The organism is Bacillus sp. EKM202B (assembly GCF_011066025.1).
GTDB classification, from domain to species: Bacteria; Bacillota; Bacilli; order Bacillales; family Bacillaceae_G; genus Bacillus_A; species Bacillus_A toyonensis.
In genome coordinates, this window is record NZ_JAAMNK010000004.1 from 254,588 (window position 1) to 268,334 (window position 13,747).

Below are 13,747 nucleotides of genomic sequence, written 5' to 3' on the forward strand. Positions count from 1 at the left end.
CTACCTAAATCTAACCACACATCATTATCTTCTCCCCAGTACGCACCCCAGTATAATACTTCTGCTGCTGTTGTAAAGTTTCCCTGATAGTTGCCATGTGGTCTATCATGATAGTTAATACCATAGCCTTCCCAGTATATTGACTTCGCGAACCCAATTCCTTCTGGTTGTGGAACACCGCCTGCATTAAAATCTACATATTGTTTAACAATTTCAGCGTAGAAAAAATTACCGCCATTTTTATATCGATAACCACCATTGTACGCAACAGCGATAGGATGACTATATTTAACCATAGCACCAGTTGTATTTCCAAGTGATGGCGCAACAACCGTCTTAGAATACAGATCTGCCACCGGTAATGAATGTTGTTTATTGTTAGAAGCTAACCAGCGAAGATAAGCTCGTCCAAAATTATATGATTGAACAATGGCACTTAAATCTGTAATACCATTTTTCTTTGCATCATCAAAAGCTCCTTTTAAATGCTTTACTCCGTAATACACTGAATCTTTAGGATTCTTGATTGTATTCATTGCCCATCCTTGTGATTCACTTGACTGCATAATATCCGGTGTTGTTTCAGAGTTCCCTCCACTTTCCACCATAATAATTCCAAGTACGTAAGGAACTAATTCCGAAACACCTTGTGCAGCACATTCACTTTCTACCATTGATTGCCAACGTAACACTTGTTGTGGCAGATTCTTTGTTTTAACTGAAGCAGCTAATATACTCATTACTAAACATCTCCTTATTTTCCTATTATTTTTGTCTAAAAAACTACTACTTCACTACATATGGTTATCAGCCAAATACCCATTAATCTATAAAATTACTTCATATTGCTCACCTTCTTTCACAACAAAAAGAGCAACCATAAAAATAGTTGCTCTTTCGTCGAAATCTTATATTACTACTATAAATCACTTTTTCAATACTTTCTGTACACCGCATGTACTCTACAAAAAGGTAACATTAAAATCCATCTAAAAACTTGACAATTTTTCTTATTTCAGCGTGTTTGCGTCGAATATAGCCTGTACTATAATGCAATTCAAATGCTATTTGTTCTAAGGTCATTCCATCAATATATTTCATTTTAAGTATTTGATGATCCAGTCCTGCAAACTTATTCATCAAAAGCTTTAAATCATATTCTTCATTCATCTTATGAGCTAATTCATATTCAATTGCTTCAATCCGGTCTTCTACCTTAGCCCCTTCCGACTCAGCGGTTAATCGTACATTTTGCAAGTCCCCACTAGTCCAGCGCTTTAATTCCGCTTTTGATTTGTCTAAGTTGTATTCTAAATAAGCGATTTCTTCTTCTAACTTCTTATAATCTTTGAGCCATTCAAACATCTGACGATTCACCTACTTCCTTTTTGTAAATTTAAATACTACTAATTTAATAAAACTTATATCCTTATTGGCTTTTTCAATCTTTGTTATTTGTAGAACATCTTTCATTTAATAAACACAACCATTTCCTACTATTTATAAATTCATTTTCTCTTTAGAATTCCAATACTGTAATTAACTCCTGAATAGATAATGAAAAACACCCTTCGAACAATCCTTGTAAGACATTAATAATCAAACAGAAATCACAAATTGTTAATACTTGCTCCAAACATTCACGAATATCTTCAAAGATGTTTAATATACATCAAACATCTTTGAAGAATATAATCATTTAATCTTAGCATTAAGATAATACATTTTTAAACACCAAAGTCGTCGACCATTTTATCTTTTCTTAAGACTTATATTTATTTAATACCTCTTTTAATCTCTCACGCTCTTCCTCAGTATACTGCGCGGGTTTTCTTTCCACTTCTTGATTCGTGTGTTCGTCATCTTTATATAACCAATCTGGGACAAGCTCTTTTCTAGTCGAATAATTTCTACCTGATTCATTAAATTTCTTATTCTTACTCATTTTGAAACGTCTATCTAGCGCGGTCACATCAGCAAATGTTTTAACTTTTTGCTCCTTCCAATTACTCAATATAGCTTTAACGTAGTTCCATCTTGGTGCATTCTCATCAATAGCTTTATTAGTTGCATACTGAATTAACTCACTACTAAACAAATCACAAAAATCGCCTAACTCCGTAAATGCATTTTCACTTAACGGAATGCCTCTCTCTTTTAAAAAATTATAATTTTTTTTAAACTCTCTACCGAATAATATATGAGATTCTAATTTATCCTTATCATCATGATTAGTATTTTGTATTTTAGTATTTAGTTTATTAATATTTAGTAGTGTCGGATTTTCCTCATATGGCTTTCCTACATCTTGCTTTTCCACTTGTGGAATTCTCTTTTGTGGTGTTTCATAAATTTCCGTATCCCATCTTTTAATTTTTTTTGTATTTTCATCACGAACGGGATAACGCTTTACATAGCCTAATTCTTTTAGTTCTTTAAAACCTGTACGTAGTGAATCTTCTCCATCCTTTGCATGTTGAGCTAATTCACTAATATGAAAAGTCCAATCATCTGGTAGTGTAAGTGTATAAGCCAAAATTCCTTTTGCCTTCCATGACAACCTTTTATCTTTTAAACCAGTATTATTTATGACGGAATAATTACTATCTTTTTTCACTCGAATAATCCCCATACTAGTCACCTCATAAATTCTCAAAATCGATATTCAATGTTATACTTATTCAGAGATATTTTTTTATAGAATCCGCTGCAACGGATTCTTTTCTTATGTACTCATTTAAATCCATCATGCTATCCATATTTTTCCTCCTAAATCTTTCTTATTCCTCAAATTCAACATCAACTTGAATTTCGATATTCATAGAAATTTCTTGTGTTATACGAATAACATTTGGACTTATTCCTTTTTGGATAAGCTTTTTAATCTGCTGTTTTGCAGCATCTTTTGTTTTAAATTCACTGACAGTTGGTAGACCTACTAAATTGCCAGTAATCACTAAAATTTTCCGTTGCATGTTTCTTCCTCCTATTGAAATTCTGCCATATTTATTTGTGAGTTTTTAACTTTAATTTCTTCATTTAAAACTGTTGGAATTGAATATTCTTCATTAATTATTTGTATAGCTCTATCCAAATGATTACGTTTAATAGCTTTATAACTATTCACACCAAACTCTCGATGTAATTGACTATAAATATCGCTATACAGCTTTTTTCTAAGACTGTTATCCTGATAAGAATTCGAATTTTCCCCCCCCAATAACAAAACACCTAACCTTTTTACAGCCTTTGTTATTTCGTCACATTCAATGGCGTATAGCGGAGCGTTTTCTCGTAACCCCTTCACTTCAGTCTTAATCTCTTGTATTTCTTGCGTATGTCCTTCTAAAGCTGCAAACGTTAACTTTAGGACTCCCATAGCATCCTTTGGTATTTTGTTCTGACTTTGTATATACCTCCTCATCCGTTTGAACTCTTCAATAAATTTAATTTTCGTTTGCACAGCTTCTCTAGAGTTATACCCCATAGCAAGTAATACGAAAGCTTCTTTAGTTAAATTGTATTTAGACATGCGCTCACCCTGTGAATTGATATAAGTGGTCTCGTGAAAATTTCCTTGTGCAAATTCTTCACCCGCATATACACTATTTTTACGAATATCCTCCAAAACATAGTAATGATCTTTCCCGAACATTTTCGCAATTACCAAACTATCCGTTACTACCTCACCATTAACTTCAAATACTAATTCACTATATACTAATATTTCGGTTAAACGATCCACTCTTATCTCCTCCTCATCTTTAATTTTCAATTACCTTCCTTACATTTACATACCCTTACATCAAGTGTTGTTATTTACCAGTTTTCTTGAACATTAACCAATCCTCAACATTCAAATTATGTGATTTAATATAAAATATTTCCTTAACTCTACAATAAAGCTTTGCTTAATAATTTCGTTATCGAGTTAGAAATTCAATATTTTATGTTCCAAAAAAGTAGGGTTTCTTTTCACACTACAATTCGGTTTGTTTTCTTCAAATTCAAAAAGATATTCTAAATTATGATCAGGAAAAAAGGTTTCCTTAATTTCAAGAGCCTCATCATAATAAAAACGAAATTTACCATTAATTTTGTCGCACACTGTTGCGTAGCGAAGATTCAGATGCGAAGAGATTTGGCTAATTACAATCCCTTTTCTCGCCATCTCTGCACGCAGATTCGGATACATTAGCTCACCTCCTTAATTTTTATACGAAATTGCGTTCATCCACAATTTAATATATACGCATTCCCGTACAAAGTCAATGGGATAACAGAAAAAACATACTCAATATCGTACGAAATACTATTTACTTATAAATTCAGCTAAGTTATGATAGTAACAAACATACTCAATATCGTATACATTTTATAAGAAGGATGGTGAAGTTTATGGAAAAAGCAAAGATTGTAACACACTTAATAAAAGAAGCTGGATATAGCAAAAGAGCTTTCGCAGAAAAAATCGGGCTCCCTCCCACAACACTGCAATCAATGTTATCAAGAGGAATCGGTAAAGCATCTGTTGATAATGTAATAAAAGTTTGTAAGGGATTAGGGATCACTACTGATGATTTAGAGGTGCTCACAACTAAAGGGGATAATACAGTTAAAGAAGAAGTTTCTATTTATGAAACCATTCAAAACGACCAATCAAACATTATCCATATCCCAATCATTGGTTCTGTCGCAGCCGGTACACCTATATTCGCTGAAGAAAATATCGAGGGTTATTTACCAATGCTAAGTACATTTTTAAATAAGCGTAAAAAGTATTTTTATCTTACTGTAAAAGGCACTAGCATGAATCTCGAATTCCCTGATGGTTCTTATGTTCTGGTAGAAGAAACTCCTTATGTTGAGAATGGGCAAATTGCTGTTGTAAAAGTCAATGGTTATGATGCAACTGTGAAAAAAATCTCAAAATCTGGAAGCATCATTACTTTAATACCATTGAGTAATGATCCTATCCATGAACCACAGACTTACGACCTTTCAGCTGAAGATGTAAAAATCATTGGTCGCGTTGTACAAGCAGTAAAAAATTATTAAATTTTTAGCGCTAGCAATTTATTGAAAAAAGAACCGATTCTAATAAAGGTTTATTGGAATTACCATCTCTATTATTAAGATACTCTTATACTGAAGATTTTTAGTGGCTGTTTTGTGGTTTCTTTTCATTTTGCGCCACTTGAAGTTAACTTTATAAAAAAGAAAAAGCCCTGATACCGTAGTATCAGGGCTTTTTTCTCTCTTAGTATAGAGACATATATTGATCGCGTTCCCATTGGTGAACTTGAGTTCTAAAGATATCCCACTCAATCTCTTTTGCTTCGATGAAGTGCTCAAGTAAATGTTCTCCTAGTGCACTGCATACTACTTCATTAGATTGTAATGTAACTAACGCTTGCGCTAATGTTGCTGGTAAGTCAACGATACCTGCTTCTTCGCGCTCTTCTTTTGTCATTACATAGATGTTACGGTCTACTGCAGCTGGTGGAGTTAATTTATTTTTAATTCCGTCAAGACCTGCAGCTAATAATGTAGCCATTACTAAATATGGGTTTGCAGCTGGGTCAACACTACGTACTTCTACGCGTGTACTAATACCACGAGATGCAGGGATACGTACTAATGGGCTACGGTTTTGTGCAGACCATGCTACGTAACAAGGAGCTTCATATCCAGGTACTAAACGTTTGTAAGAGTTTACAGTTGGGTTTGCTACCGCTGTAAATGCTGGTGCATGTTTTAAAATACCTGCGATAAAGTGACGAGCATCATCACTTAATTGTAAATCACCGTTTTGATCGAAGAATACGTTCTCACCATTTTTAAATAATGATAAGTTACAGTGCATACCTGAACCGTTCACACCGTATAATGGTTTTGGCATAAATGTTGCATGTAAACCATGTTTACGAGCAATTGTTTTTACAACAAGTTTGAATGTTTGAATGTCATCACATGAGCGAATTGCATTTGCATATTTAAAGTCAATTTCGTGTTGACCTGGTGCAACTTCATGGTGAGACGCTTCAATTTCAAAGCCCATTTCTTCAAGCTCAAGAACGATATCACGACGACAGTTTTCCCCTAGATCCATCGGCGCAAGGTCGAAGTATCCACCGTTATCGTTTAATTCTAATGTTGGATTTCCTTTTTCATCAACTTTGAATAGGAAGAATTCTGGCTCTGGTCCAAGATTGAAATCTGAGAATCCTAAAGCTTCCATTTCTTTTAATACACGTTTTAAATTGTTACGTGGATCTCCGTCAAATGGAGCACCATCTGCAGTATAAATATCACAGATTAAACGCGCTACTTTACCTTTTTCAGCTGTCCAAGGGAAAATTACCCAAGTATCTAAATCCGGATATAAATACATATCAGATTCTTCAATACGTACGAAACCTTCAATAGAAGATCCATCAAACATCATTTTGTTATCAAGAGCTTTTGTTAATTGGCTCACTGGAATTTCTACGTTTTTAATTACTCCTAAAAGGTCCGTAAATTGCAGACGGATATACTTTACATTCTCTTCTTTCGCCAAACGGAAAATATCTTCTTTTGTGTACCTAGCCATTATAAATTCCTCCTTAGTCCCTCTAAACACCTTCAGAATCAGTTGTCTTTAGTGAAAAAACCTTGAAATGTCACCTTGTCGCAATGAAGTTCGATTAAATCTACCTGTATGTTGTAGTTCATCTCGAAGTATTTTGCGAAGCTCCGTTTTGGAAATTTCTTTCGTTTCTTCTTTTATTTTCACTGCTTCTGTTTGATTTTCTTTCATTAGTAACACTTGCTTAATACCAGCCATATTTAAGCCTTGATCTAATAAATCTTTAATCTCTAACAACTTATCTACATCGTTAAATGAAAATAATCTACGATTCCCCTTTGTACGGGTTGGAGAAACAAGATTATGCTCTTCATAGTAGCGAATTTGACGTGCAGACAATTGTGTTAAATCCATAACAATACCAATAGGAAACAGCGGGGCAGAACGTCTATCTTCTTTCATTGTTTCAGTTCCTCCTTCGCCTTAACTGCTTCTCATTTTATATTATGTTATGTTTAGTGTCAATAGATGTTAGCTTTTCTTACATGATTTTTTTAGTTTTTTTTTCATTCTTTTTTCTAATGGCACAAATCATTACTTTTACACGAAAAAAGCTGCCGAAATCGACAGCTTCCCTTTAAGAAATTGTTAATAATTTTTTTTCAATTAACGCATCAATCGCAGAACAAATTGCAATCTTCACATGAGAATACGTTAATCCACCCTGTACATAAGCAACGTAAGGTGGACGAATTGGGCCATCAGCCGACAATTCAATACTTGCACCTTGAATAAACGTTCCCGCAGCCATAATTACATCATCTTCATAACCCGGCATATAGTTTGCGTACGGAGTGAAATGAGAATTAATCGGAGATGCATATTGAATCGCTTGACAAAAGGCAATCATACGATCTTTATCATCGAATTGAACAGATTGAATTAAGTCCGTTCTTGGCGCATTCCACGCTGGTAACGTGTTCATTCCTAACTTTTCTAAAAATGCCGCTGTAAAGATTGCACCTTTTAGTGCTTGTCCCGCTACATGCGGCGCTAAGAAGAACCCTTGGTACATTTCTTGTAAACTGTATAAAGATGCCCCTGCTTCAGCACCAATCCCTGGAGATGTTAAACGATATGCACATGCTTCAACATATTGTTCTTTCCCAACAATGTAACCACCAGTTTTAACGATTCCACCGCCTGGGTTTTTAATAAGCGAGCCCGCCATTAAATCTGCACCTACATGGCACGGCTCTTGTTCTTCAATAAACTCGCCATAACAGTTGTCAACAAATACAACTACATCAGGTTTAATTTCCTTAACAAACGAAATCATCTCTTTAATTTGAGAAATAGTAAACGACGGACGAGTAGCATATCCCTTTGAGCGCTGAATACCAATCATCTTCGTATTACTATGAATCGCAGCCGCAACAGCTTCAAAGTCCACAAGCCCCTCTTCCGTTAACGAAACTGCGTTATAACCGATATTATATTCTTTAAATGACCCTACACCTTTTCCGCGTACACCAACGATTTCCTCTAACGTATCATACGGTTTCCCCGTTATGTATAGTAGCTCATCTCCCGGACGTAAAATACCAAATAAAGCTGTTGAAATCGCATGAGTCCCCGAAATAATTTGCGGACGAACAAGACCCGCTTCCGCTCCAAATACATCAGCATACACTTTTTCTAATGTGTCACGACCAATATCGTCATATCCATAGCCAGTCGTTGGAATAAAATGCGAGTCACTAATTTTATGTTTACGAAAACTTTCTAATACACGAAATTGATTACTTTCAATCACTTCATCTGCACGTTTATGCACTTCTGTAATTTGACTTTCTACTTCTTTTACAATAGGAGCCATTTTTTCTCCATTTTTTAAACGATCAAACATTATCATTTTCTCCTTCTTCCACTAAAAATCTCTTTAACTGCCCATTATATGGCGAATAGGCAAATATATATCCTGTACAACTATATACAAATTTATCTTCCAGAAATTCCATCTTTGTTAATAGAGTTTCCGTCTTTAATAACGTTAACAACTTACCTTCACTCGGAGGAATCTCCACTTGATATGGATCCATTTCTTCCTTCATTTTCGTTTCTATCGCTTCTTTTATATGTAATAAATCGATTTCTTCAAAAGCACTAGTCATTAAGAAGTCGCTTTTCGGAAACGGAATAAAATTTTGATGTAATGCATCTTTTTTATTGTATAACGTAATAATCGGAATATGATTAATTTCAAGTTCTGACAATAACTTCTTTACCGTTTTCTCATGCCCTACATAGTTTGGATCTGCAGAATCAACAACATGTAAAATAACATCTGCTTCACCAGCTTCTTCTAGTGTTGAACGAAAAGCTGCAATTAACGACGTAGGTAAATCTTGTATAAAACCAACCGTATCAGTTAGCAACACTGTATAACCAGAAGGTAACGGCATCTTCCTTGTTGTCGGATCTAACGTTGCAAACAATAAGTTTTCTTCAAACGTATCCGCTTCCGTTAATCTATTAAATAGCGTCGATTTCCCTGCATTTGTATATCCTATTAATGAAACTTGAAATACTTTATTGTCTTTTCTTCTCTCACGGTATCTTTTTCGATGTTCCACAACAACCGCAAGTTGTTTCTTTATTTCATCAATACGCGATCGAATATGACGACGATCCGTCTCAAGTTTCGTCTCACCCGGCCCTCTTGTTCCAATACCACCACCAAGACGTGATAAAGACAAACCTTGCCCCATTAGACGCGGCATTGTATATTGCAACTGGGCTAACTCCACTTGAAGCTTACCCTCTCTCGACTTCGCACGTTGCGCAAAAATATCTAATATGAGTTGCGTTCGATCGATTACTCTTGCATCTAATACTGAGGATAAATTCCGAATTTGACTCGGCGTTAACTCGTTATTAAATATAATAACATCCGGCTCTAATTCTTCTGTTAACATTGTAAGCTCTTCTAATTTACCTTTACCTATATAAGTCACTGGATGAAACTTCGGTCGTTTTTGCGTTGTTGACACTAACACTTTCGCTCGCGCAGTCTTTGCTAACGATGCAAGTTCTTTCATGGAATGCATAAACTGTTCATCGTCATCTTGCTGTAATTGACAGCCTACTAATATGACTTTTTCTTTTTCTTCCATCAAATATGTTCACTCATCCTTTTCGAAATTTAAACCTTCTAATATAATAGCAGAGGAAGCACATTTCATCTAGTTAGCGGGGGAGAAAATTCATGGCATGGGAGATTTTTAGCATCATAGGCACAATCGCATTCGCACTAAGCGGAGCCATTGTTGCAATGGAAGAGGATTATGACATTTTCGGGGTGTATATTTTAGGAATGGCAACCGCATTTGGGGGAGGTGCCCTTCGTAATTTACTAATTGGTTATCCGATTGTCGCGTTTTGGCAACAAGACATGTTATTCCAAATCGCACTTTTATCAATGACAATTATTTTTCTTTTTCCAAATAAATTAATTAAACATTGGAAAAAATGGGAAAACATTACTGACGCTATCGGCTTATCAGCATTCGCCGTACAAGGGGCATTATATGCTCAAAAACTAAATTTACCCATTAGCGCTACAATCGTAGCAGCTGTTTTAACCGGTATTGGCGGCGGGATTATTCGCGATCTTTTAGCCCGTAGAAAACCTCTCGTCCTTCGAGCTGAAGTATATGCTTTTTGGACGATTCTAGCAGGCTTCTTAATTGGGGCTCAAATTATTGTTAGTGATTGGGCTCTTTACACCTTATTCATTTTAATTGTTTGCTTCCGCATGCTTTCTATTCATTACAAATGGCATTTACCGCATCGACGTATCGACACAAACGAACGTTCAATGCATAAATAGCAATTCTAACCTCTTTACATATCGTAAAGAGGTTTTTCTTTTCTAACGATTTTTTCTTTACTTAATGTTTATACTAATTTTTAAAGTGAGGTGAATACAAATGACAAACCACGTTAATAAAGGAGCTCAAAAAAGCTCAGTAAACCAATTTGGGCACGATTCTAATTCAGCACACGAAAAGAGCGCTAAAATGGAACGCTTCCATAAATCTCACCAAGAAAAAGAAAAAAAAGAATAAACGAACATATGCACAAAAAACAGACGCACAGTTTATGTACTGTGCGTCTCCTCTTCCAACATTAAATCAACACTTGATATTCCAATTAAATCATACTTATCATACGTATCTTCTTGCAACAACCGCATAGCCTGTGTACGAATCGATTTTTCAACAATATTCCGTACGTATCGGCCATTACTAAACGATGTAATTTGCGACGAATACTTTACAGCATGTAAATGATCTCTAAATTTCCATTCCGCTTCCTTTGATAACTGGTATTCACGCTCTTCATACATTCTCTTCCCAATTTCCAACAACTGATTTACCGAATAATCCGCAAACTCAATAATAAACGGAAAACGAGATTGCAGTCCTGGATTTAATGAAAGGAAGTGATTCATCTCTCTTGAATACCCAGCCAAAATCAATACAAAACCATGTTGTTTATCCTCCATATGCTTTACGAGCGTATCAATTGCTTCCTTTCCAAAATCCTTCTCTCCACCTCGAGCTAAAGAATACGCCTCATCAATAAACAAAATACCTCCCATTGCTTTTTTTATTAAATCTCTTGTTTTTTGAGCCGTATGGCCAATGTATTCTCCTACAAGATCAGCACGTTCCGCTTCAACTAAATGCCCTTTTGATAGAATATTCATCTCAAACAACAATTTCCCTATCATTCTAGCAACAGTTGTCTTTCCTGTACCCGGATTCCCTTTAAACAACATATGGAGTACTTGCTTCTCAGATTTCAATCCCATTTCTTGTCTTTTTTTATTTACATAAATCCAAGCATATATTTCTTTTATTATCTTTTTTATATCATCCATCCCAACGAGTTTCCCCATCTCTTCTTCAATTCTTTGCAGCATCTCATGTTTAATTGTAGTTTCATTTGAAATTTCCGTTTTATTTTCTGATGCTGGTAAAGAAATTTTCTTTCGATGGTTTAACACAATATTAATTTGATTATTATTTTTCTTTCGCATCGATTGTTCCATACAATCACCTCATTTTATCCCGCAATTTGCAGGCAGTAAGACTCCCACCTCAAAATTCAGCGAATGCGAGGAAGTTAGGCGGGGGATAACTGCCCGTAAATGCCCGATTGGTGTGGGCTGATAATCAGCGGAGGATGAACACCCCCCCACTGATTAAAGTTTCACTTTATCCACTCAACACATATTATTATTCCCGTCCTTCTTACAAATGCCTATTTTCAGAAAAGTTTGCTATAATATAAGAAATAATTAAGGTGGTGGGACTATGGAGACAACGGAATTCCATGATACAATACAAGCCTTTTCTATTTTTTTATTGAATAAAGGCCGAAAAACCTCAACCATTAAACGTTATGTTTATGACATTGAAGATTTCGGACATTGGTTAGAAAAAAACAAAAAGCTCCCTTCCAGTAATATATGGGCTACACTTTGTACAAAAGACTACGAAGATTACTTTTCTGACTTAAAAACGAATCGAAACTACTCAGAAAAGACGATGCATCGTGTATTTATTGTACTAAATAGAATGAATCATTTCCTAAACATCCCTAATCCATTAAAGAATATGGAAATTTCCATTCAACCAGATCGCGCACTACGAAATGAAGATTTTATTTCATCTAATGAAGAAAAAAAATTAAAGCGTATCGTCACTTCATTGGAAGGACTATCAGAAAAACAACGTCCTGTACGACCTTTATTGATGGATCGTAATATCACTATTTTAAACCTATTAATTGACTATGGTTTATCCCTACAAGAGCTTACAGCATTAACTATGTATCATGTTCACTTTGAAACTAATACATTATCTATCCCAGCAACCGCAGGAGTAGAAAGAACGATTACATTAACAAAAGAAGACAAAAAGCAATTATACACATACTACAAAAGCATCCCTGAACCCGTTCGTCCAAAATACCATAGTAATGACCCACTGTTTGTCGCATTCGATTTTAACCGCGGAACATACAGATGGGTATACGAAAATGATTCACCGAAGGGATTAACAGAAATCGCTATCCAAAAAATGATTCGCCTTGAAGTAGCTAGAGCTAATTTACGCAAAGGAATCTCAGGGCAACACTTTCGTAACACCTATATTTTAAACTTAATAAAAAAAGAAACGCCGGAATCAGAAATTATAAAACTAGCTGGATTCAAATCAAAAGTTTCACTAAAACGATATTATAAATACGCAGAAAATAGAAAAAACGCCTTATTGTAAGGCGTTTTTTCTATTTTTTCTTTAAACAAACGATTTTATTATGACCATTTAACTAATTTTTGCATCTACTATGATGAGTTTCATTCACATTCTCATTAGAAAGGAGCGATTTAATGTCTCGTTATGACGACAGTCAAAACAAATTCTCCAAACCATGCTTTCCAAGTAGTGCCGGACGAATCTCAAACACACCATCCATCCCAATTTCTAAAGCACAAATTAGAACATTTCGAGCGATTATTAACGATTTAATTAAAATAATTCCAAAACTTTTCGCCAATCCATCTCCTAAAAACATCGAAGATTTAATTGATACATTAAACCTACTAAGTAAGTTCATCTGTTCGCTAGACGCTACTTCCTCCCTGAAAGCGCAAGGATTAGCTATTATAAAAAACTTAATAACTATATTAAGAAATCCAACCTTCGTAGCAAGTGCTGTATTTGTTGAACTCCAAATTTTAATTAATTATTTACTTTACATTACAAAGTTATTCCGGATCGATCATTGTACACTCCAAGAACTCCTTAAATTAATTGCAGAGTTACAAACTACTCTAGTTAATTCAGCTTCGTTCGGCAGAGGGCCTACTGGACCTACTGGACCTCGAGGTAACACGGGCGCTACTGGACCTACTGGACCTCGAGGTAACACGGGTGCTACCGGTGCTACCGGACCTACTGGACCTCGAGGTAACACGGGTGCTACCGGTGCTACTGGACCTACTGGACCTCGAGGTAACACGGGTGCTACCGGTGCTACTGGACCTACTGGACCTCGAGGTAACACGGGCGCTACCGGTGCTACTGGGCCTACTGGACCTCG

Annotated in this window: 16 protein-coding genes; 5 read left to right on the forward strand and 11 right to left on the reverse strand. The window is 35.5% G+C overall.

The window, feature by feature from the left end; all coding sequences use genetic code 11:
• The 6 genes from G9F74_RS08135 to G9F74_RS08160 all read right to left on the reverse strand — a co-directional run.
• The coding region (locus G9F74_RS08135) for a lysozyme family protein (protein WP_165406217.1) at positions 1-740 on the reverse strand (740 nt) is incomplete at its 3' end.
• A gap of 238 nt (positions 741-978) precedes the next feature.
• On the reverse strand, positions 979-1,365 hold the full coding sequence (locus tag G9F74_RS08140; protein WP_016108933.1) for a phage protein: 387 nt from the start codon (positions 1,363-1,365) through the stop codon (positions 979-981).
• 397 nt (positions 1,366-1,762) lie between these two features.
• Positions 1,763-2,632, reverse strand: a complete 870-nt coding sequence (locus G9F74_RS08145) for a DnaD domain protein (RefSeq protein WP_016108934.1) — start codon at positions 2,630-2,632, stop codon at positions 1,763-1,765.
• 148 nt (positions 2,633-2,780) lie between these two features.
• A complete protein-coding gene (locus tag G9F74_RS08150) occupies positions 2,781-2,975 on the reverse strand; it encodes a hypothetical protein (protein ID WP_001189063.1) in 195 nt (64 codons plus the stop codon).
• Between the two features lie 11 nt (positions 2,976-2,986).
• The gene (locus G9F74_RS08155) at positions 2,987-3,745 is read right to left on the reverse strand and encodes a phage regulatory protein (RefSeq protein WP_016108935.1); all 759 of its coding nucleotides are present in this window, start codon (positions 3,743-3,745) and stop codon (positions 2,987-2,989) included.
• Between the two features lie 186 nt (positions 3,746-3,931).
• Positions 3,932-4,195: a helix-turn-helix domain-containing protein gene (locus tag G9F74_RS08160; protein ID WP_016108936.1), complete on the reverse strand. Its 264-nt coding sequence runs from the start codon at positions 4,193-4,195 to the stop codon at positions 3,932-3,934.
• 203 nt (positions 4,196-4,398) lie between these two features.
• Here G9F74_RS08160 and G9F74_RS08165 point away from each other — a divergent pair, with 203 nt between their 5' ends.
• Positions 4,399-5,058: a LexA family protein gene (locus G9F74_RS08165; protein WP_016108937.1), complete on the forward strand. Its 660-nt coding sequence runs from the start codon at positions 4,399-4,401 to the stop codon at positions 5,056-5,058.
• A gap of 202 nt (positions 5,059-5,260) precedes the next feature.
• On the opposite strand, the gene glnA is transcribed toward G9F74_RS08165, so the two are convergent.
• The 4 genes from glnA to hflX all read right to left on the reverse strand — a co-directional run bounded on the left by glnA (position 5,261) and on the right by hflX (position 9,747).
• Positions 5,261-6,595, reverse strand: coding sequence for a type I glutamate--ammonia ligase (gene glnA / locus G9F74_RS08170; RefSeq protein ID WP_000135333.1), 1,335 nt, complete (start codon positions 6,593-6,595; stop codon positions 5,261-5,263).
• A 48-nt stretch (positions 6,596-6,643) separates the two neighbouring features.
• Positions 6,644-7,033: a transcriptional repressor GlnR gene (gene glnR, locus G9F74_RS08175; RefSeq protein ID WP_000656782.1), complete on the reverse strand. Its 390-nt coding sequence runs from the start codon at positions 7,031-7,033 to the stop codon at positions 6,644-6,646.
• A gap of 175 nt (positions 7,034-7,208) precedes the next feature.
• Entirely contained in the window at positions 7,209-8,480 is a 1,272-nt protein-coding gene (locus G9F74_RS08180; protein ID WP_016108938.1) for a methionine gamma-lyase family protein, read from the reverse strand.
• Positions 8,473-9,747, reverse strand: a complete 1,275-nt coding sequence (gene hflX / locus G9F74_RS08185) for a GTPase HflX (protein ID WP_000391423.1) — start codon at positions 9,745-9,747, stop codon at positions 8,473-8,475. The genes G9F74_RS08180 and hflX overlap by 8 nt, the downstream gene beginning before the upstream one ends.
• Positions 9,748-9,839: 92 nt before the next feature.
• Here hflX and G9F74_RS08190 point away from each other — a divergent pair, with 92 nt between their 5' ends.
• Together G9F74_RS08190 and G9F74_RS08195 are read left to right on the forward strand one after the other, a co-directional pair.
• Positions 9,840-10,463 (forward strand): trimeric intracellular cation channel family protein, encoded by a 624-nt coding sequence (locus G9F74_RS08190; protein ID WP_000312263.1) that lies wholly within the window; start codon positions 9,840-9,842, stop codon positions 10,461-10,463.
• 100 nt (positions 10,464-10,563) lie between these two features.
• On the forward strand, positions 10,564-10,701 hold the full coding sequence (locus G9F74_RS08195) for a hypothetical protein (protein ID WP_000181509.1): 138 nt from the start codon (positions 10,564-10,566) through the stop codon (positions 10,699-10,701).
• Between the two features lie 32 nt (positions 10,702-10,733).
• Here G9F74_RS08195 and spoVK read toward each other — a convergent pair whose 3' ends face one another.
• Entirely contained in the window at positions 10,734-11,690 is a 957-nt protein-coding gene (spoVK, locus tag G9F74_RS08200) for a stage V sporulation protein K (protein ID WP_000438193.1), read from the reverse strand.
• A gap of 265 nt (positions 11,691-11,955) precedes the next feature.
• Between spoVK and G9F74_RS08205 the strand changes: the two genes are divergently transcribed.
• Entirely contained in the window at positions 11,956-12,921 is a 966-nt protein-coding gene (locus G9F74_RS08205) for a tyrosine-type recombinase/integrase (RefSeq protein WP_000450335.1), read from the forward strand.
• Between the two features lie 113 nt (positions 12,922-13,034).
• The coding region (locus tag G9F74_RS08210) for a collagen-like repeat preface domain-containing protein (protein WP_165406218.1) at positions 13,035-13,747 on the forward strand (713 nt) is incomplete at its 3' end.

Bases quoted from the DNA above. Each gene is read 5' to 3' on its own strand.
- G9F74_RS08140 (WP_016108933.1), bottom strand. From the start codon at position 1,365: ATGTTTGAATGGCTCAAAGATTATAAGAAGTTAGAAGAAGAAATCGCT.
- G9F74_RS08145 (WP_016108934.1), bottom strand. From the start codon at position 2,632: ATGGGGATTATTCGAGTGAAAAAAGATAGTAATTATTCCGTCATAAAT.
- G9F74_RS08150 (WP_001189063.1), bottom strand. From the start codon at position 2,975: ATGCAACGGAAAATTTTAGTGATTACTGGCAATTTAGTAGGTCTACCA.
- G9F74_RS08160 (WP_016108936.1), bottom strand. From the start codon at position 4,195: ATGTATCCGAATCTGCGTGCAGAGATGGCGAGAAAAGGGATTGTAATT.
- G9F74_RS08165 (WP_016108937.1), top strand. From the start codon at position 4,399: ATGGAAAAAGCAAAGATTGTAACACACTTAATAAAAGAAGCTGGATAT.
- glnA (WP_000135333.1), bottom strand. From the start codon at position 6,595: ATGGCTAGGTACACAAAAGAAGATATTTTCCGTTTGGCGAAAGAAGAG.
- glnR (WP_000656782.1), bottom strand. From the start codon at position 7,033: ATGAAAGAAGATAGACGTTCTGCCCCGCTGTTTCCTATTGGTATTGTT.
- G9F74_RS08180 (WP_016108938.1), bottom strand. From the start codon at position 8,480: ATGTTTGATCGTTTAAAAAATGGAGAAAAAATGGCTCCTATTGTAAAA.
- hflX (WP_000391423.1), bottom strand. From the start codon at position 9,747: ATGGAAGAAAAAGAAAAAGTCATATTAGTAGGCTGTCAATTACAGCAA.
- G9F74_RS08190 (WP_000312263.1), top strand. From the start codon at position 9,840: ATGGCATGGGAGATTTTTAGCATCATAGGCACAATCGCATTCGCACTA.
- G9F74_RS08195 (WP_000181509.1), top strand. From the start codon at position 10,564: ATGACAAACCACGTTAATAAAGGAGCTCAAAAAAGCTCAGTAAACCAA.
- spoVK (WP_000438193.1), bottom strand. From the start codon at position 11,690: ATGGAACAATCGATGCGAAAGAAAAATAATAATCAAATTAATATTGTG.
- G9F74_RS08205 (WP_000450335.1), top strand. From the start codon at position 11,956: ATGGAGACAACGGAATTCCATGATACAATACAAGCCTTTTCTATTTTT.